Raw genomic sequence first — 17,695 nt, 5'->3', positions numbered from 1 at the left:
ATAAATCATTAATAGAATAGAAATAATATTTTCCTACCTTTACAAGAAGGATTGGTTGCACCTTTTTTATCTAGCAATTATGGTTAGCTTTCAAGTTTAGCTAGTTTTTAAAAGCTCTGATTTCGACTCAATAAAACAAATTTCAGAAGTGCAAAAGACAAGATGGTGACATTGCTACAGTCAGTCGCCATGTCTTGCTGGCACAGGCTGTTTGTGCCGTCAGCTATTTACCAGTCAATTTGATCAAAGGGCTTAATTATTATTTTTGAAAGGTCTTTTATGGAAAAAATTCTTTCTTTAGGTCTGACAGGTAAGAAATTACTTGTTCAGGGTTTCTTGTTTGTTCTGCTAGGTCTTATCTTGATGGTCACGGGAACTTGGTTGCCAGTGACGGTTATTCGACTGGTTCTGTTTTTAGCTTGGATAGCAACGGTCTTAGATTTAGTATTACGTATTTTCAAAAAAAGTCAGTCAACGGACACCTTGGGAGTTGCACTGGTTAAATTGTTAGTGATGGGATATTTGCTAGGCTCGAATCTTGCTACTGATGTGCCAATTTATATTTTGGCTCTTGTGATTGGAATTTCTCAGATTTTTCATGCTAGTATCAACCTTGTCACCTATGTTCTCTACCGCAAAAACAAAATTCGACCTCGTTTTCGTTTCTTACTAGATGGTCTCGTACTAGTTTTTCTTGGTGGGACTAGTCTTTTGTCCTCTACGGGAAATTCTGTCTTTCAACTCTTTGTTTTAGGGGCTTATTTTTGCCTTTATGGTGTGTCCAATATCCGTGACGGTTTCTTATTTGAAAAGGAAATTGGGAAAAACCATCTCAAACGTCGTGTCAGAATGAGCTTACCTATTGCCCTAGCCGCTCTCATCCCTGCAAGTACTTTAGCAAAAATCAATAAATTCATGCAGGAAAATGCTGATGAGGAAGAAGATATCCATCTTGGAATAGTGAAGTCTGGTAAGACAGCAGAGCTAGAAATTTTTGTTCATACAGCTGAGACCTCCCTGTTTTCAGCTATTGGTCATGTGGATATCTTCTATCAGGGCCGTGTTATTTCTTATGGCAACTATGATCCGTCATCTGAGACCTTATTTGGTATGGTAGGAGATGGTGTCTTATATTTCTGTGACCGTGATAAGTACATTGACTTATGTAAACGGGAGAGTCAAAAAACGCTATTTGGTTACGGAATAGATTTGACACCGGAAATGGAAGAAGCGGTTCAGGAAAAATTAGCTGAATTAAAACAACTAACGATTCCTTGGGAGCCAAGCGCAGATAAAATTAAAACGGAAGATGGTAAGGAAGACTACACCTACGCTTATAAAATCAGACATGAGACGGATGGGGAACTTTATAAATTTATCAAATCTAAGTTTAAATCCTACTTTGTCTTGTCCACAAACTGTGTGCTCTTGGCTGATACCATAGTCGGTCAAGCTGGAACAGATATCCTCTCACCAAAAGGATTTATCGCTCCAGGAACTTACCAAGCCTACCTTGATCGAGAGTTTGAAAAACCAAATAGTATAGTCGTATCTAAACATGTTTATTAAGGAGAATTTATGAACTTAGTTAAAAAATATACCCCGTTAATCCTTTTTATAGGGCTGGTTGCTCTTGTAATTCTGAATGCATCGAGCTTTATATCAGGAGCAATCTCTCTCTTTGATGTAACATCAACCTTGATTTATGGTGCTGTTATTGCTTTTGTGCTTAATGTTCCTATGAAAAAAATTGAACAGTACTTAGTTAAATTGAAGGTAAAGGCAGAGTTGCGTCGTCCGATTGCCATGGTACTTGTTTTCCTAGCTCTTATCTTAATCGTGATTGCTCTTTTGGTTTTGGTGCTGCCAACCCTAGCTCAGACTATTAGTCAGCTGGGAACAGTCCTTTCAACAGTCCTTACTCAACTTGGGAAATTGCTAGGCAGCTCGGAATTTGTAACCAAAGACATGTTGTCAACTATCGTATCAGGCATACAGGGACAATCTAGTTCTATTAGCCAAGCTTTGATAGGTTTTTTATCAGGTCTGACTAGTAATATCGGCAATATTTTTTCAAGTTTGATGAATGCCTTTTTGATTATAGTCTTCACCTTTTTATTTTTATCCAGTAAGGAACATTTGGCAGCGATGACGAGTCGACTTCTAAAAGTTTTTCTTCCAGAGAAGGTGGTGATAAAGTTGACTTACATTGGACAAGTAGCACTAGAGACTTATGACCAATTTTTGATGAGTCAGCTGATTGAAGCATTTATCATAGGAGTTATGATAGCGGTTGGTTACAGCCTGTTTGGGATACCCTATGGAGTAATGACAGGTATATTTGCAGGAGTGCTATCGTTCATTCCTTATGTAGGGCCTATGATTGCTTGTGTTGTGGGAGCGATTTTTATCTTCACAGTCAGTCCTACTCAAGCCTTACTTTCTCTTCTTCTATATCAAGTTATACAGCTGATTGAAGGAAACCTTATTTATCCCAAAGTTGTAGGTCAGTCTATTGGTTTACCAGCTATTTTCACGCTTGCGGCTGCTAGTATTGGAGGCAATCTCTTTGGCTTACTTGGGATGATATTCTTTACCCCCGTATTTGCTGTTATCTATCGATTGGTTAAAGAATTTGTCGTTGCAAAGGAAAATCAGGTAGATTGAGAAAGACTGAATTTAATAAGATATACTAAGAAGAGAGTGAAAGATTCTCTTCTCTTTTATTTTTAAATACTTTGCTACAAAAAGCTATTGGACGTAAAAAAGCCTTGATTTCAAGGCTTTTTCCTGTTGATTTAGATGCCCCTACAAGGGCTCGAACCTGCGCCCCATAGATTAAGAGTCTACTGCTCTACCAACTTAGCTAAAGAGGCAACAGAAAAAGCTGAGAATGTAACTTCCCAGCTATTTTAATATGCCCAAAATGGCAGCTAGATTATTTACGAAAGGCATCAAGGATATAGGTGAAACCAACAATTAAAAATGCAAAGGCAACGACATAAACGACAAAGACACTTGTAGCTACTGGATTGAACAAAATCACTAGACCTAGTAAAAATGCAAGCAACGCTATCCACATGATATGGTTGCCAATAATAGGGAAAATCAATCCCAGACGATTGCCTTTAAAGAAAGCAATAATGGCTTCTACAATTAACCAAATTCCTACAATGGTCGGAATGACGACCGGCAGGGTCACAAAGCCATAAGCAACGAGGTAAAGAGCTAAGAGAAGACTAACAAATCCTTGGAAAAGATAAACAGGTGAGCGAAGCTCTTTTGGTGCAGAGAAATAGCCTAAAATAGCTGCTATAGAAGAAACCAGTAAACCAAATGAAATCCACCAGCTGTAAGCAACAAGATTAGCTACTGGGTTTGTAAATAGGAAAAGTCCTAAAAGGACAAAAACAACTCCTGCAAGGAATAGCAGTAAACGATTAGAAAATTTCATTTCAACACCCCCTATATAGTATAGTTTTCTAATAAAACTATTGTACTTATTTTTATAGAAAATGTCAATAAAATAAATAAACAATTTGGAAGTTTCAGTCTGACTTACAAAAAGAAAAGGAGTTTTCACTCCTTTTCACAGATTGAAGACAAAGTCCTTATAAAAGTGTCTTCTAAAGATTTTAACTTCAATCTGAAGCGAGGTTATCCTCGCTTTTTCTATTTATCAAACAATTCCTTATTTTCAATTAAGAGTTCTAGTGGAGATTTATCCCTTGCTTCAATAAAACCAGGTTCATATTGGTTATGAAGTGTTCTTTTCTGAGAAGTTGGATCAATATACAACTCATCTCCATCTTCTGTGTATAGTTGGTTGCCTCTTGTTAGGTAAAGTAAATCCTCTAAGTACTGTCCATCAGTATGTAGGAAATGCTCGATGTATTTGACAGCTTTTAAGATTTCACTTACTTTATCAGAGTATTCATTAGATTCAAGAACACTCTTTTCTAACTCAATCTCTTTACTCGTTCCAAAGAGTTGGGTTGGAGTTGCATTAAAATATTCCGCTATCTTATCCAAATTTGCAAAGGTAGGATAGCTTTTTTGTTTTTCATAATCAGAGATGTCTGGAAAGATTGCTCATAAAAAAAATGTGGGGCAAATGATGGGGCAAATCAGTTATAGACAAGCAAAAAAGCCTTATAAATAAAGGCTTTTTCCTGTTGATTTAGATGCCCCCTACAGGGCTCGAACCTGTGACCCATAGATTAAGAGTCTACTGCTCTACCAACTGAGCTAAGGAGGCAAATAAAAAGCTGTATTGGTGCCGAAACTTCACGGTTTGTATTGAACCCGCGCAATTAAGCAGGTGGGCAACTCGCTCTAACTGAAGCTGTTTCCGTGTGAGACGGCCTACATGCTGTTAGAAGACTTTTGTTTCCCTAATAATACAAAAAATAGTCGGTCAACACTTAAATGTGAAGTCGTACACCACAGCGTTTCTATGATTATATGATACCACTTTTTCAAAAAAAATCAAGGGAAAATTAAAAATTTTGAAAAGGATTTCATAAGTTTCGTAATTTATCAATGGTTTCCTTGCGTTGAGCTAGGGCACGTTCGTATTTTCCACTATCTTCTGGTGAGAAGTAGCTATGGTTGCGGATTTTTTCTGGCAAGTACTCTTGTTTGACCCAGTGACCTGGGTAGTTGTGTGGATAGAGGTAGTTTTGGGCATTGCCTAGTTCCTTGCTACCACTATAGTGACCATCACGCAAGTGACGTGGGATTGGTAGGTGACCGGATGATTTAAGATCAGCCAGAGCCTTATCCATAGCCACATAGGCTGAGTTGGATTTTGGAGAAAGGGCCAAATCAATCACAACATTGGCAATGAGGATGCGGGCTTCGGGGAATCCAATCCTCTGTGCTGCATCCAAAGCAGTTACAGTATGAATCTGGGCTTCAGGATTGGCTAAGCCAATATCTTCATAAGCAATCACAGTCAAACGACGAGCTAGGCTAGGAAGGTCACCGGCCTCTATCAAGCGAGCAGCATAGTGGAGACTAGCATCGACATCGGATCCACGGATGGATTTTTGCAGGGCAGATAGAACATCATAGTGTCCGTCTCCATCCTTGTCCATAGTGATGTAGTTTCTCTGAAGACTATTTTCCATGATGTCGAGCGTAATGTGACGTATACCTTTGTCATTAGCTGGAGTGGAGAGAACTGCCAAATCCAGCGAGTTAAAGGCAGAACGGAGATCACCGTTGGTAGATGTTGCGATAAAATCAAGGGCATCATCATCTAACTCGACAGGGAAATCAAAGCCTCTTTCAGGGTCAATCAGGGCTATTTGAACGGCCTCTTTAACATCTTGGTTAGACAAGGGTTCCAACTCAAAAATCTGAACACGGCTACGAATGGCTGGCGTGACAGAAAAGAAAGGATTTTCAGTCGTCGCTCCAATCATAATGACCAGTCCACTTTCCAAGAGAGGCAAGAGAAAGTCTTGCTTGGTCTTGTCAAGACGATGAATCTCGTCCAGTAGCAGTACAAGGCCACCTGAGAATTTAGCTTCTTCAGCAATTTCTTGGAGACGTTTTTTACTATCAACAGTTGCATTGAAGGTTCGAAAGGCATATTTGGTTGTTCCAGCGATGGCAGAAGCGATACTGGTTTTCCCGATACCCGGAGGTCCATAGAGAATCATGGAGGACAGGCGGTTAGCCTCCACCATGCGGCGGATGATTTTTCCTGGGCCTACCAGATGCTCTTGACCGATGACCTGGTCGATGGTTTTGGGGCGCATACGAAGCGCGAGATTGTCTGGCATAGCAGTCCTTTCTAACATGGATTTTCTGATACGAATGTGGTAATATGGTAGTATCTATTTTAGCATATTTCCGAGTATTCGGGGCGATTGAAGAGTCGTATAGAAAGAGGACAACATGGCAACATACGGATTTTTAGATGTTTTACAAGAAGAGTTGGACAAGAACTTTCCTTTTGACTATGAGATTAGCTGGGACAAACGCAATCATGCAGTTGAAGTGAGTTTTCTGCTAGAGGCGCAAAATCCTGCAGGAGTGGAGATGCTAGATGAAGACGGAGAGGTTTCGTCAGATGATATCCTTTTTGAAGAAGCGATGCTTTTTTATAACCCTGCCAAGTCAACAGTTAATGCAGAAGACTATCTCACAGTCATCCCTTATCTGCCGAAGAAAGGTTTTTCTCGTGAATTTTTAGCTTATTTTGCACTATTCCTCAAAGATACTGCAGAGGTTGGACTAGATGCCCTCATGGACTTTTTGGAAGACCCAGAAGCAGAAGAATTCGTCATGGAATGGAACCAAGAAGTCTTTGAAGAAGGGAAAGCAGGCTTGGAAGAGGGAGAATTTTATCCTTATCCGAGATATTAGGAGTCTAGCATGGAAATAGAACTTACTGATTTCCAAGGTTGCAAGATTGCTCTATTTTGCGGAGATAAGCTACTGACCATCTTGCGTGATGACAAGGAAAATATCCCTTGGCCCAATATGTGGGAGTTGCCGGGTGGTGGTCGTGAAGGGGACGAAAGCCCATTTGAATGCGCGGCGCGTGAAGTTTATGAGGAACTAGGCATTCACTTGACCGAAGATTGCCTGCTCTGGAGTAAGGTCTATCCCAGCATGCTCTATGAAGGCAGACAGTCAGTATTTATGGTCGGGCAACTAAGTCAAGAACAGTTTGACAGTATCACCTTTGGAGATGAAGGGCAGGGCTATAAATTGATGAACATTGAGGAATTTTTGACATCCAGTCAAGTAGTTCCGCAGTTGCAGGGTAGATTGAGGGATTATTTGGAGGAAGTGAAATGATTTTTGCGATTGCAACAACCACGTTAAACAAGGAAGTTAAACGCAAACTAAAAACTGGACAATACTCTAGGGAAGAAGCTACATTCATTTACATGGAATATTTAAAGTTAAAGAAGCAGAGAGAAAGTGGTACGAAAGTAGCTGGGATCTCTATGGCTGTTATTTGGGGATTAATGCTTGTTTTACCCTTACTGAGTGGTGAAGGTCTCGTACTGCCCCTTTCAGTACATTTTTTATTACTGCTACTGCTTGCAGGAATTGTTCTATTTGTTTATTATCTTATGTTTGGTATTTTTAAACAGCAGATTCATAGCGCAATGAAAGAACACTATACAGATGTGATTGAAGAATTTAAGAAGAATAAGGAAAATACAAAATGGAAACATGGCAAGAGTTAAAAGTAACGGTTAAGCGTGAGGGAGAGGAATTAGTTTCCAATCTCTTGATCGAGTTAGGCGCCCAAGGGGTAGCGATCGAAGACAGCATGGACTATGTGGGAAATGTCGACCGTTTCGGTGAGATTTTCCCTGAGGTCGAGCAGCAAGAAGAAATCGTGGTGACTGCCTACTACCCTGACACAGTTGATGTAGCAGCGGTGGAAGCGGACTTGCAAACTCGTCTTGCAGAATTGACAGACTTTATGGATTTGGGAGAGGTCAAGATTGGGACGACTGCCTTGGCTGAGGAAGACTGGGCAGACAACTGGAAGAAATACTATGAACCAGCTCGCATTACCCATGACCTGACCATCGTACCATCATGGACGGACTATGAGGCGACGGCGGGAGAAAAGATTATCAAGCTAGATCCAGGGATGGCCTTTGGAACAGGAACCCACCCTACGACCAAGATGAGTCTTTTTGCCTTGGAGCAGGTCCTTCGTGGTGGAGAAACAGTGCTAGATGTAGGGACTGGTTCAGGGGTTCTTTCTATTGCAAGCTCACTCCTAGGTGCCAAGGAGATTTTCGCCTATGACCTAGATGATGTAGCGGTTCGAGTCGCTCAGGAAAATATTGAGCTCAATCCTGGCATGGAAAACATCCATGTAGCAGCAGGAGATTTGCTTAAGGGTGTTGAGATTGAGGCAGATGTCATCGTGGCTAATATCTTGGCAGATATCCTCATTCATCTGACAGAGGATGCTTATCACTTGGTCAAGGATGAAGGTTACCTCATCATGAGTGGCATTATCAGGGACAAGTGGGACATGGTCCGTGAGTCAGCAGAAGCAGCTGGATTTTTCCTTGAAACTCACATGATTCAAGGAGAATGGAATGCCTGTGTCTTCAAGAAAACCAAGGATATTTCAGGTGTGATTGGAGGCTAGCATGCAGCAATATTTTGTAAAAGGCAGTGCAATCTCTCCTGTCACTATCGAGGACAAGGAAACCAGCAAGCATATGTTTCAGGTCATGCGCCTGAAAGAAGATGATGAGGTGACCCTAGTCTTTAATGATGGCATCAAGCGTTTGGCGCGCGTGGTTAATGTAGAAGCCCGTCAGTTGAAGCTGATTGAGGAATTAGCAGACAATGTAGAACTGCCAGTTCAAGTGACCATCGCATCGGGCTTTCCAAAAGGAGACAAGCTGGAGTTCATCACTCAGAAAGTAACAGAACTCGGAGCTAGTCAGATCTGGGCCTTCCCTGCCGATTGGTCAGTTGCCAAATGGGATGGCAAGAAATTGGGCAAAAAGGTTGAGAAGTTAGAAAAAATCGCCCTCGGAGCAGCAGAACAAAGTAAGCGAAACCTTGTCCCAAGTATCACTCTTTTTGAAAAAAAGTCTGACTTTCTAGCCCAACTGGACCAGTTTGACCGCATTGTGGTATCCTATGAAGAGTCAGCAAAAGAAGGAGAATCAGCTGCCCTTATCCAAGCTATTACTAGTCTTGAAAAAGGGGCTAAATTGCTCTTTATCTTTGGGCCAGAAGGTGGTCTCTCACCTGCAGAAATTGACAGTTTTACAGCCAAAGGAGCAGTCCTTGCAGGACTTGGCCCTCGCATCCTACGAGCAGAAACAGCACCGCTTTATGTCGTATCAGCCATCAGTGTTTTATTAGAATTAGAGAAATAAGAGGAAAAAGATGGAACAAAAACACCGTTCAGAATTTCCTGAAAATGAACTTTGGGACTTAACAGCTCTATACCAAGACCGTGAGGACTTCTTGCGTGCGATTGAGAAGGCGCGTGAAGATATTAACCAGTTTAGTCGTGACTACAAGGGCAATCTTCACACTTTTGAAGATTTCGAGAAGGCCTTTGAAGAATTGGAGCAAATCTATATTCAGATGAGCCATATCGGGAATTACGCTTTTATGCCTCAGACGACAGACTATAGCAATGAAGATTTTGCCAATATCGCCCAAGCTGGAATGGACTTTGAAACAGATGCCAGCGTAGCCTTGACCTTCTTTGATGATGCCTTGGTAGAAGCAGACGAAGAAGTCTTGGACCGTTTGGGTGACTTGCCACATTTGACTGCAGCTATTCGTCAGGCAAAAATTAAAAAAGCCCACTATCTTGGGGCTGATGTGGAGAGGGCCTTGACCAATCTGGGTGAAGTTTTCTACAGTCCACAGGATATCTATACTAAAATGCGAGCTGGGGACTTTGAAATGGCTGATTTTGAAGCCCATGGAAAAACCTACAAAAACAGTTTTGTGACCTATGAAAACTTCTATCAAAACCACGAGGATGCTGAGGTTCGTGAGAAATCCTTCAGTTCTTTCTCAGAAGGACTTCGTAAGCACCAAAATACAGCTGCGGCAGCCTATCTTGCTCAGGTTAAATCTGAAAAACTGTTGGCAGATATGAAGGGCTATGACTCAGTCTTTGATTATCTTCTGGCTGAACAAGAAGTGGACCGTGCCATGTTTGACCGCCAGATTGACCTCATCATGAAGGACTTTGCGCCAGTTGCTCAGCGATATCTCAAGCATGTTGCCAAGGTGAATGGTCTTGAGAAGATGACCTTTGCAGACTGGAAATTGGACTTGGATAGCGCTCTTAATCCTGAAGTGACTATTGACGATGCCTATGATTTGGTTATGAAGTCAGTAGAACCTTTGGGACAAGAATATTGTCAGGAAATCGCTCGCTATCAAGAAGAGCGCTGGGTTGACTTCGCTGCTAATAGTGGAAAGGATTCTGGTGGTTATGCAGCTGATCCATATCGTGTGCATCCTTATATCCTCATGAGTTGGACAGGTCGTTTGAGTGATGTTTATACCCTGATTCATGAAATTGGGCATTCTGGTCAATTTATTTTTTCGGATAATCATCAGAGCTACTTCAATGCCCACATGTCGACCTACTATGTCGAAGCACCGTCAACCTTCAATGAATTGCTGTTAAGTGATTACTTGGAACACCAATTTGATGACCCACGTCAGAAACGCTTTGCCTTAGCTCATCGCTTGACGGACACCTACTTCCATAACTTTATTACCCATCTCTTGGAAGCAGCTTTTCAACGTAAGGTATATACGTTGATTGAAGAAGGAGAGACCTTTGGAGCAAGTAAACTCAACAGCATTATGAAGGGAGTCTTGACAGACTTCTGGGGGGATGCTATTGAAATCGATGATGATGCGGCTTTGACTTGGATGCGCCAAGCTCACTACTACATGGGCTTGTATAGCTATACTTACTCAGCTGGACTTGTAATCTCGACTGCAGGTTACCTTCATCTGAAAAATTCAGAAACTGGAGCTGAAGATTGGCTCAATCTCCTCAAGTCAGGTGGCAGTAAGACACCACTTGAGTCAGCAATGATTATCGAAGCAGATATTTCAACAGATAAACCACTCCGTGATACCATTCAGTTCTTGTCTGATACAGTTGATCAAATTATCACCTACAGTGCGGAGTTGGGGGAGTAAAATCATAAAAGTGCAACAATATAGCAATATTGTTTAGATTTTAGAATGACATTTATTTTTGGTGGTGATTAAAAAAATATTGAAGCAGGAATAGTATTGGTATTCTCTATACTTTTATTTATACTATATAATAAGATTGCCCTAAAAATAGCTGAAGTCTCTACTCTTAAATATTCTCCTGAGAAGGAGTGATGTAGAGAGTACAGATGAAGAGTTACTCATTTTATTTTGAAATATAAGTAAATATGTTAAAATTAATAATGTAAACGTTTTTAAAGAAAGGTTAATTTTATGAAAAAGGAACAAGTGCTGATTGGTTTGGGAGTTGCAACTGCAATAGTAACTGCTTTTAATGGTCATGTCCAAGCAGATGAGGTTACAAATAAACAATCGACTAAAACTACCGTCAGTCAATCAGAGACCAAAAAGGATGTTGAAGTTTCAGAATCAGATGTAAAAAATGTAGAAGTAAAACTGAATCAAACAATTGAAGAAGAAAAGAATGCTCAGAAGATTGTTGATAAAACGCAACAAGAGTATGCATCTGCTGTAACAAATAAGAACAAAGCAGATGACGCTTTGAAACAAGCTCAAGAATTTGCTAAGCAAGCTACACCTGAGAAAATTAAAAATGCAGAAAAGGATCTTGCCGCAAAACAAGTAACTGTCAAGAAAGCCGAAGAAAATTTGGCTGGAGCAAAACAAGGTGAGAAACAAGCTCAGACAAGTGTCGAGAACCAACAAACAGTTGTTAATAAGGCAAAAACTCAGGTTGATCAAAGAGCAGTAGACGTAAAAAAGGCACAAGACAAAGTAAGGGTAGCAGAGAATTCTTTTGATTGGAATACATTACGTGAGGTCCAACAAACTGCTGGGAAATTGGATGCGAAGGTGAAAGCTGACCAGGCTAAAGTGAGTTCTTTAACTAGTGAGTTCTCAAAAGCACAACAAGAAAGAAAAGCACTTGTAGAAAGAGGAAATAAGAACCGTTCTACTCTTGAAAAGAATTTAAAATCAGCTGGGAATGAGTTTTTAACAGTTACGGTCCCTCACGAGATTCAATCAAATTCTGTTAGCGAGAGTGATTCCAAGACTCCTCCACTTGAGGAAAAAACTTTTGTAGGAAGAGATGGAAAGACCCTTTATGTTGCTGCGAACGAAGATGTGAATTTTAGTGGCGAAAGAACTGAAACAATTGTAGTAAAATCTAAGGATTATATCCACACCCCTCATGTAGTTGATTATAAGAAAGTTTCTGAATATGTTCGTAAGTACTTAATCGAGTTACGTAGAATCAACGGCATTGATATTCCAGTGCCACCTGTGACTGACAAGGCTTTGAGATATGGAAAAGCTAGGGCCGATGAAATGGTGGCAAATGATAAACTATCACACGATACAAAATTAAAAAATCAAGATTTTGGTTTTAAGGACGCAACAGAAAACGCTACAGCTGGTTCCGTTCCAGAAAAGAGCCTGTTAAGTGAAAAAGAACTTGCTTATAAAGAGGTTTTAAGCTACTTTAATGACTACAACAATGCCTCAGCATATGGCTCGTCAGATCCTAAAGAAGCAAATACATTTAACTATGGTCATAGAATTCCATTGCTAGCAGCTTCTGGGACAGGAATGGCTATAGGAGCATCCTCTAGCGATAAAACAAGCTATGGCAATTATGGAGTGTTAACATTTATTAGTGAGAATAAAGATGTTTATGGAATACTTCCTTCTGGAGCTAAAGGGTATAGTAGTTATTTTTTAGCAAAAGCGGAAAATAAAGATAGTAATCCAGATTATAGCGAATTTTACTTTAACGGGAAACGAGTAAAATTTTTACCTAAAATAACCTTCCGTTATGTTTGGAATGAAATCACACATCCTAAAAATCCAGCCTATACTAAAGCGAAAGAAGCTTTAGATAATTTTAATCGAAAACAAAGAAATGAAGAGACTGTGGCAAATGAAAAACTATCGTCTCTAAACAATAACCTTACCATTGCTAAAGCGACTTTAGATAAATATAAAAAAGAACTAGACAAATCTAAAAAACGTCTTGCAGATTTAACAAAACAAAATCAATCTAAGTTAAACGTTTTAAAATTTGCTAAATCTGAGTTGAGTAAACAACAAACTCTGCTAAATGCTGCAAAATCTGAACTTTCGAAGCAAGAATCTCAATTAAATCGATTGAAAGCAATCAAGAATAATAAATCACATGCTAGTAAGAATGCGGAACAGTCATTAGCTAATGCTAAAAAGGATTTGACAAAGGCGCAACAAGATGTCATTGATCTCAAAAATGCTCCAAGAAAACTCGACGATGCTAAAAAACAATTGATTAGCGCTAAACAAAAACTTGAAGAATCTAAAAAAGCACTCGATAATGCCAATGTTAAATTAAAACTTGCTAATGCTAAAAAAGAGGCTGCTAAAAAGGAATATACGAAAGTATCTGAAGCATATAAACAATATTTATTGTTAAAACAAAAAGCGGCTTCGAAAGGAAGTTGGGTTCAATCCTCCGGCCGTTGGTGGTACAGACACAACAATGGTTCTTATACAACTAATGGTTGGGAACTAATCGACAGTACATGGTATTATTTTGACAGTTCAGGATGGATGCAAACAGGTTGGGTAAAAACAGGCGGTTCATGGTATTATCTCAATTCTTCAGGAGAAATGAAAACTGGCTGGGTAAAAACAGGTGGATCATGGTATTACCTCAATTCTTCGGGAGCAATGCAAACAGGTTGGTTTACTGTCTCAGGGAAATGGTACTATGCATATGGTTCAGGTGCCTTAGCAATCAGTACAACCACACCTGATGGATATCGAGTTAATTACAATGGCGAGTGGATTAGATAGGGAATTCTTGACTATCTGAAAAATGGAGTTAAAACACTATCATTCTGTCTAATATAGTTTGACTATTTAAGAGGTGTAGATTTTCAAATGACTCCATAAGTTTTTATAATAAAAAATAAAAGTACATAATTTGGGGAAACTGTATCAGATGAATTGCGCTCTTTTTTAAAAGTGTTTATAAGAAAAACTTTCCCCTGTATTTCCAAGCACTTTTCTTGAAACCCTTTCCTTCATTTGATAGACTAATACATAGTTTGAAATAAAGGAGACTTAACATGAAAAAATTTGTTGCTGAATTAATCGGTACTTTTATGCTTGTGTTCATCGGAACAGGAGCTGTTGTTTTTGGAAATGGTGTTGAAGGACTTGGACACCTTGGAATTGCTCTTGCTTTTGGTTTAGCAATCGTAGTCGCAGCCTTCTCAATTGGAACTGTTTCAGGTGCTCACTTGAACCCAGCTGTTTCTATCGCTATGTTTGTTAACAAACGTTTGTCATCTTCAGAACTTGTAAACTACATCCTTGGACAAGTAGTTGGTGCTTTCCTTGCATCTGGATCTGTCTTCTTCCTCTTGGCAAATTCAGGTATGTCAACTGCAAGTCTTGGTGAAAATACCTTGGCAAATGGTGTCACTGTCTTTGGTGGTTTCTTGTTTGAAACAATCGCAACTTTCTTGTTTGTTTTGGTGATCATGACTGTAACATCAGCAAGCAAAGGAAATGGCGCAATCGCTGGTTTAGTAATTGGTTTGTCATTGACAGCTTTGATTCTAGCTGGTTTGAACGTCACTGGACTTTCAGTAAACCCAGCTCGTAGTTTGGCTCCTGCTGTATTGGTAGGTGGCGCAGCTCTTCAACAAGTTTGGATTTTCATCCTTGCACCAATCGTTGGTGGAGTTCTTGCAGCTCTTGTTGCTAAAAACTTCCTTGGAACTGAAGAATAATTGAAACTCAAAAAACCTACTCTTCACATTGGAGAGTAGGATTTTTTATATATTAAAATCCCCCACATGAGAAGTGGGGGATTTGTGATTAACTCAATTCAGCAACGATGGCTTTGATTTGTTCTGCAGTGTGAACGCCTGCAACTTGTTTAACGACTTGTCCATCTTTCTTGAAGAGAAGAGTAGGGATAGACATGATTCCAAATGCACGAGCTGTATTTGGATTTTCGTCAACGTCCATTTTAACGATTTTCAAAACATCTTCTGAAAGTTCTTCAGACAATTTGTCCAAGATTGGACCTTGCATACGACATGGACCACACCAAGTTGCCCAGAAGTCTACCAAGACCAATCCGTCTTTTGTTTCTTGTTCAAATGTTGCGTCTGTAATTGCTTTTGCCATAGTATTTCTCCTTTTTAGTTATATTGGCTTAAATCTTGTTTCATGAGATAGAAGAAGACATCTCCATAAGTCCCATGGTAGTCCAGAACATGACCATTGTAGGTTAGTTTTTGGACAGGGTAATAGTCTGCGACACCAATCAGGCAGGCATGTTGAGAACGTTCAAATTCTTCGTATGACTCGAAAGTCATACTTCTCTCTTGCTTGCTGGCATCCAGATAAGTGATTTCAATCATAGGATTCTCCTTTGCTAAATCATGTCTTCATTTTACTCCTCGGAAAAGGGAATGTCAAGAAAATTGATTGCGCACGCAAGTTTTTTGAAAAACTTTAAGATAACCAACTTGCTTTTGTTTCAAGACTTTCTTCGACTGCTTTTTGTAGATAAGCAAGAGTGGTCTGGCCCTCCTTAGTGAGGCAGATAAAACTAGCTCGCTTGTCCTGATCGCAGCATCTCCGACTAAGTAAACCACAGTTTTTTTCTTCTAGGCGTGCCACCATCCGTGATACAGCACTAGGGCTCAGATGAAGTTTATCTGGCAAGTCAATCTGTCTCAAAGATTTTTCTTGAGCCTGATTTAAAAAGTGCAAGAGATAGAATTCTTTGAGCGTAAGACTCTGTTCACTCTGCTCAGCGATCGTTTGCTCTAAAATAGCTTCTAGCTCTACTTGTCGGCGGTTGAAGTCGAACCATTTTTCCAAGTAAGTCATGTTAATCTCCTTTCCTCTATAATAGATGTAAATGGATTTTTGCATCTAAGATGCTTGCGCACGCAATTAGTATACAACTTTTTAGATGAGATAGCAAGAAGGATGTTTCTTGTGTATTTCCTTGAAATTTTCTGAAAAAGTAGTAAACTGGTATGCAGAAAGTCTATTTGTGGAGTAAACGATGAAGTTATATGTTCAGTTAATGATTCTCTTTGTCATTTCACTGATTGGTGAGGGAATCTCTAGCTTTTTCCATTTGCCTATCCCTGGAAGCATTATTGGTTTGATTATTTTATTTTTAGCCTTGCAGTTCAAGTGGTTGCGGGTACGTCATGTCAACATGGTTGGGAATTTTCTCCTGGCTAATATGACTATTCTATTTTTGCCTCCTGCAGTTGGGATTATGGAGAAATTTGATGTGATTGCTCCCTATTTATTGCCGATTGTCTTGATTGTCTTTTTTGCAGCAGTTATCAATATTATCTTGATTGCGTTGGTCGTTCAGTTTATCAAAAAGCGTTATGAAGGTGATTACGAAGAAAGAGGTGCTAAATGAGCGAATTTGTATCCAATCCACTTTTTGGGATAGCCTTGTCTATCCTGGCCTATCTCGGGGGCATGATTATCTTTAGACGATATCCTCATCCTCTGACGACTCCCTTGCTGCTAGCGACTTTATTTATCATAGCATTTCTGAAATTGACGGGTATTTCCTATGTTGACTATTATCAAGGTGGGGTTTATCTGAATAACTTGATTGTACCTTCGACAGTAGCACTTGGGATTCCTCTCTATAAAAGTTTTCACCTCATGAAGCACCATGTTAGAAGTATTCTGCTAGGTAGTCTTTTAGCAGTCATCGTAAATACCACTTTTACAGCACTAGTCGCCAAATTTTTCGGCATGGATTTCTTCTTGGCGATTTCGCTTTTTCCTAAGTCAGTAACGACTGCGATGGCAGTTGGGATTACGGATAAACTTCAAGGGATCACAACAATCACCTTGGTAGTGGTCGTAGCAACTGGCATTCTGACTAGCGTTATTGGACCAACACTTTTGAAATGGCTAAAAATAGACGACCCAGTAGCTGTTGGACTGGCCCTGGGAGGAACAGGTCATGCGGTTGGAACTGGGACAGCCTTCCGTTACGGATCAGTCGCTGGTGCCATGGCTGGTTTGGCAATCGGTGTCACAGGTCTGCTGTATGTCTTTATCAGTCCCATCGTAGCTGGTTTAATATTGAGTTAAAGGTCAAGTATTTCTTGGCCTTTTATCTGTTTAATTAAGAATAAAACACCCCCAGCAAATTTTTTTGCTAGGGGGTTATTGATTATTGAAGGTTAACTTTATTCTTTAAGATATAGTAGGTGCCGAGATAGAAGCCGACGCTAAGGATTAAGTCCTTGAAAATTTCAAAGGATAATACCCAATTGTAGTCGAAATCGATGCGAAGATTTAGGGTGATAAAACCAAGGACTATTTGGATAGCGATGTAGGCGACAACCGCAAGAGCTGTACGGTATTCATTAAAGAGTTGACCGATAGAGATAGAAAAGTAGATACAAAGGATACTTGCAAGAGTGTTAACGATATAGGAAATCAAGGCTAACCAGAAATCATCTTGATAATTTTTGAGAATAAAATCGGCAACGTTGGATATTAAGACGTCTGGTTGAATCATGGACATGATGATGTAAAGACTAAAAAGGAAAACCACTGTACTTGCCAAAGACCAAACAAAGGCTCCAAGAAGTTTAGCGGAGAGGATCTGGTGTTCAGATACTGGCAGGGTGAGAGTTAAATAGCCACGACGATCGTAAACGCTTCCCTTAAATCGTTGAATAATCAAAATCAAGGTTGAGATACTCAAAGTAATAACCAGACCCCCAAAAACCAGAGATAGAAATACTAACATGACAACACCCTTGTCTTGATAATAGGTACTAGTGAGGGTGCTGCCCTGAATTCCTATGATGACAGATAGGGATAGTACAGCAGCATAGAGGGCTAAAAACCATTTATTGACATTTTTAAATTCATAACGAACTAAATTCCAAAACATAAGAATCTCCTTTAA

General features: G+C 39.8%; 18 protein-coding genes, 1 tRNA gene and 1 pseudogene. 12 read left to right on the top strand and 8 right to left on the bottom strand.

Features of this window, described 5'->3' with window-relative positions; genetic code table 11:
* The first annotated feature begins 279 nt into the window (after window positions 1-279).
* Window positions 280-1,569, top strand: a complete 1,290-nt coding sequence (locus QM419_RS07875) for a DUF308 domain-containing protein (protein ID WP_414278414.1) — start codon at window positions 280-282, stop codon at window positions 1,567-1,569.
* A 9-nt stretch (window positions 1,570-1,578) separates the two neighbouring features.
* Entirely contained in the window at window positions 1,579-2,667 is a 1,089-nt protein-coding gene (locus QM419_RS07870; protein WP_414278413.1) for an AI-2E family transporter, read from the top strand.
* Between the two features lie 271 nt (window positions 2,668-2,938).
* On the opposite strand, the gene QM419_RS07865 is transcribed toward QM419_RS07870, so the two are convergent.
* The 4 genes from QM419_RS07865 to QM419_RS07850 form a co-directional block, all read right to left on the bottom strand.
* The gene (locus QM419_RS07865; RefSeq protein WP_414278412.1) at window positions 2,939-3,454 is read right to left on the bottom strand and encodes a DUF308 domain-containing protein; all 516 of its coding nucleotides are present in this window, start codon (window positions 3,452-3,454) and stop codon (window positions 2,939-2,941) included.
* Between the two features lie 218 nt (window positions 3,455-3,672).
* Window positions 3,673-4,089, bottom strand: a complete 417-nt coding sequence (locus tag QM419_RS07860) for a helix-turn-helix domain-containing protein (protein WP_260467130.1) — start codon at window positions 4,087-4,089, stop codon at window positions 3,673-3,675.
* A 96-nt stretch (window positions 4,090-4,185) separates the two neighbouring features.
* A tRNA-Lys gene (locus tag QM419_RS07855) sits at window positions 4,186-4,258 on the bottom strand.
* A gap of 262 nt (window positions 4,259-4,520) precedes the next feature.
* On the bottom strand, window positions 4,521-5,792 hold the full coding sequence (locus QM419_RS07850) for a replication-associated recombination protein A (protein WP_414278432.1): 1,272 nt from the start codon (window positions 5,790-5,792) through the stop codon (window positions 4,521-4,523).
* A gap of 115 nt (window positions 5,793-5,907) precedes the next feature.
* Here QM419_RS07850 and QM419_RS07845 point away from each other — a divergent pair, with 115 nt between their 5' ends.
* The 8 genes and pseudogenes from QM419_RS07845 (at window position 5,908) to QM419_RS07810 (ending at window position 14,504) form a co-directional block, all read left to right on the top strand.
* On the top strand, window positions 5,908-6,378 hold the full coding sequence (locus QM419_RS07845; RefSeq protein WP_254724845.1) for a DUF3013 family protein: 471 nt from the start codon (window positions 5,908-5,910) through the stop codon (window positions 6,376-6,378).
* Window positions 6,379-6,387: 9 nt separating this feature from the next.
* The gene (locus tag QM419_RS07840) at window positions 6,388-6,816 is read left to right on the top strand and encodes an NUDIX hydrolase (RefSeq protein WP_235083456.1); all 429 of its coding nucleotides are present in this window, start codon (window positions 6,388-6,390) and stop codon (window positions 6,814-6,816) included.
* Complete coding sequence (locus QM419_RS07835; RefSeq protein ID WP_036758379.1) at window positions 6,813-7,214, top strand: hypothetical protein; 402 nt, start codon at window positions 6,813-6,815, stop codon at window positions 7,212-7,214. The genes QM419_RS07840 and QM419_RS07835 overlap by 4 nt, the downstream gene beginning before the upstream one ends.
* Window positions 7,193-8,143 carry a 50S ribosomal protein L11 methyltransferase gene (gene prmA / locus QM419_RS07830; protein ID WP_235083455.1) on the top strand — a complete coding sequence of 317 codons (951 nt, stop codon included), beginning with the start codon at window positions 7,193-7,195 and terminating at the stop codon, window positions 8,141-8,143. The genes QM419_RS07835 and prmA overlap by 22 nt, the downstream gene beginning before the upstream one ends.
* A 1-nt stretch (window position 8,144) precedes the next feature.
* On the top strand, window positions 8,145-8,888 hold the full coding sequence (locus QM419_RS07825; RefSeq protein ID WP_414278411.1) for a 16S rRNA (uracil(1498)-N(3))-methyltransferase: 744 nt from the start codon (window positions 8,145-8,147) through the stop codon (window positions 8,886-8,888).
* Window positions 8,889-8,898: 10 nt separating this feature from the next.
* Window positions 8,899-10,695 carry an oligoendopeptidase F gene (gene pepF / locus QM419_RS07820; protein WP_414278410.1) on the top strand — a complete coding sequence of 599 codons (1,797 nt, stop codon included), beginning with the start codon at window positions 8,899-8,901 and terminating at the stop codon, window positions 10,693-10,695.
* Between the two features lie 2,502 nt (window positions 10,696-13,197).
* Window positions 13,198-13,560, top strand: a pseudogene (locus tag QM419_RS07815) (choline-binding protein C); the annotation flags it as partial.
* 275 nt (window positions 13,561-13,835) lie between these two features.
* Window positions 13,836-14,504 (top strand): MIP/aquaporin family protein, encoded by a 669-nt coding sequence (locus QM419_RS07810; RefSeq protein ID WP_414278409.1) that lies wholly within the window; start codon window positions 13,836-13,838, stop codon window positions 14,502-14,504.
* 88 nt (window positions 14,505-14,592) lie between these two features.
* On the opposite strand, the gene trxA is transcribed toward QM419_RS07810, so the two are convergent.
* The 3 genes from trxA to QM419_RS07795 form a co-directional block, all read right to left on the bottom strand.
* Window positions 14,593-14,907: a thioredoxin gene (gene trxA, locus QM419_RS07805; protein ID WP_001029581.1), complete on the bottom strand. Its 315-nt coding sequence runs from the start codon at window positions 14,905-14,907 to the stop codon at window positions 14,593-14,595.
* Window positions 14,908-14,921: 14 nt separating this feature from the next.
* Window positions 14,922-15,143 carry a DUF4649 family protein gene (locus tag QM419_RS07800; RefSeq protein ID WP_414278408.1) on the bottom strand — a complete coding sequence of 74 codons (222 nt, stop codon included), beginning with the start codon at window positions 15,141-15,143 and terminating at the stop codon, window positions 14,922-14,924.
* A gap of 94 nt (window positions 15,144-15,237) precedes the next feature.
* Window positions 15,238-15,618, bottom strand: a complete 381-nt coding sequence (locus QM419_RS07795) for a MarR family winged helix-turn-helix transcriptional regulator (RefSeq protein ID WP_414278407.1) — start codon at window positions 15,616-15,618, stop codon at window positions 15,238-15,240.
* 181 nt (window positions 15,619-15,799) lie between these two features.
* On the opposite strand from QM419_RS07795, the gene QM419_RS07790 reads away from it, so the two are divergent.
* Both QM419_RS07790 and QM419_RS07785 read left to right on the top strand, forming a co-directional pair.
* On the top strand, window positions 15,800-16,174 hold the full coding sequence (locus QM419_RS07790) for a CidA/LrgA family protein (protein WP_004250774.1): 375 nt from the start codon (window positions 15,800-15,802) through the stop codon (window positions 16,172-16,174).
* A complete protein-coding gene (locus QM419_RS07785; protein WP_414275113.1) occupies window positions 16,171-16,866 on the top strand; it encodes an LrgB family protein in 696 nt (231 codons plus the stop codon). The genes QM419_RS07790 and QM419_RS07785 overlap by 4 nt, the downstream gene beginning before the upstream one ends.
* Window positions 16,867-16,948: 82 nt before the next feature.
* Here the strand turns inward: QM419_RS07785 and QM419_RS07780 are convergent, their stop codons facing one another.
* Window positions 16,949-17,680 carry a hypothetical protein gene (locus QM419_RS07780; protein ID WP_263394365.1) on the bottom strand — a complete coding sequence of 244 codons (732 nt, stop codon included), beginning with the start codon at window positions 17,678-17,680 and terminating at the stop codon, window positions 16,949-16,951.
* Window positions 17,681-17,695 lie beyond the last annotated feature (15 nt).

The sequence above is a fragment of the Streptococcus infantis genome, assembly GCF_047464715.1.
Classification (GTDB): domain Bacteria; phylum Bacillota; class Bacilli; order Lactobacillales; family Streptococcaceae; genus Streptococcus; species Streptococcus infantis_S.
This window is presented reverse-complemented; position numbering and strand designations above follow the sequence as displayed.

Coding starts and splice junctions, on each gene's coding strand:
- QM419_RS07875 (WP_414278414.1), top strand. CDS start 280: ATGGAAAAAATTCTTTCTTTAGGTCTGACAGGTAAGAAATTACTTGTT.
- QM419_RS07870 (WP_414278413.1), top strand. CDS start 1,579: ATGAACTTAGTTAAAAAATATACCCCGTTAATCCTTTTTATAGGGCTG.
- QM419_RS07865 (WP_414278412.1), bottom strand. CDS start 3,454: ATGAAATTTTCTAATCGTTTACTGCTATTCCTTGCAGGAGTTGTTTTT.
- QM419_RS07850 (WP_414278432.1), bottom strand. CDS start 5,792: ATGCCAGACAATCTCGCGCTTCGTATGCGCCCCAAAACCATCGACCAG.
- QM419_RS07845 (WP_254724845.1), top strand. CDS start 5,908: ATGGCAACATACGGATTTTTAGATGTTTTACAAGAAGAGTTGGACAAG.
- QM419_RS07840 (WP_235083456.1), top strand. CDS start 6,388: ATGGAAATAGAACTTACTGATTTCCAAGGTTGCAAGATTGCTCTATTT.
- QM419_RS07835 (WP_036758379.1), top strand. CDS start 6,813: ATGATTTTTGCGATTGCAACAACCACGTTAAACAAGGAAGTTAAACGC.
- prmA (WP_235083455.1), top strand. CDS start 7,193: ATGGAAACATGGCAAGAGTTAAAAGTAACGGTTAAGCGTGAGGGAGAG.
- QM419_RS07825 (WP_414278411.1), top strand. CDS start 8,145: ATGCAGCAATATTTTGTAAAAGGCAGTGCAATCTCTCCTGTCACTATC.
- pepF (WP_414278410.1), top strand. CDS start 8,899: ATGGAACAAAAACACCGTTCAGAATTTCCTGAAAATGAACTTTGGGAC.
- QM419_RS07810 (WP_414278409.1), top strand. CDS start 13,836: ATGAAAAAATTTGTTGCTGAATTAATCGGTACTTTTATGCTTGTGTTC.
- trxA (WP_001029581.1), bottom strand. CDS start 14,907: ATGGCAAAAGCAATTACAGACGCAACATTTGAACAAGAAACAAAAGAC.
- QM419_RS07800 (WP_414278408.1), bottom strand. CDS start 15,143: ATGATTGAAATCACTTATCTGGATGCCAGCAAGCAAGAGAGAAGTATG.
- QM419_RS07795 (WP_414278407.1), bottom strand. CDS start 15,618: ATGACTTACTTGGAAAAATGGTTCGACTTCAACCGCCGACAAGTAGAG.
- QM419_RS07790 (WP_004250774.1), top strand. CDS start 15,800: ATGAAGTTATATGTTCAGTTAATGATTCTCTTTGTCATTTCACTGATT.
- QM419_RS07785 (WP_414275113.1), top strand. CDS start 16,171: ATGAGCGAATTTGTATCCAATCCACTTTTTGGGATAGCCTTGTCTATC.
- QM419_RS07780 (WP_263394365.1), bottom strand. CDS start 17,680: ATGTTTTGGAATTTAGTTCGTTATGAATTTAAAAATGTCAATAAATGG.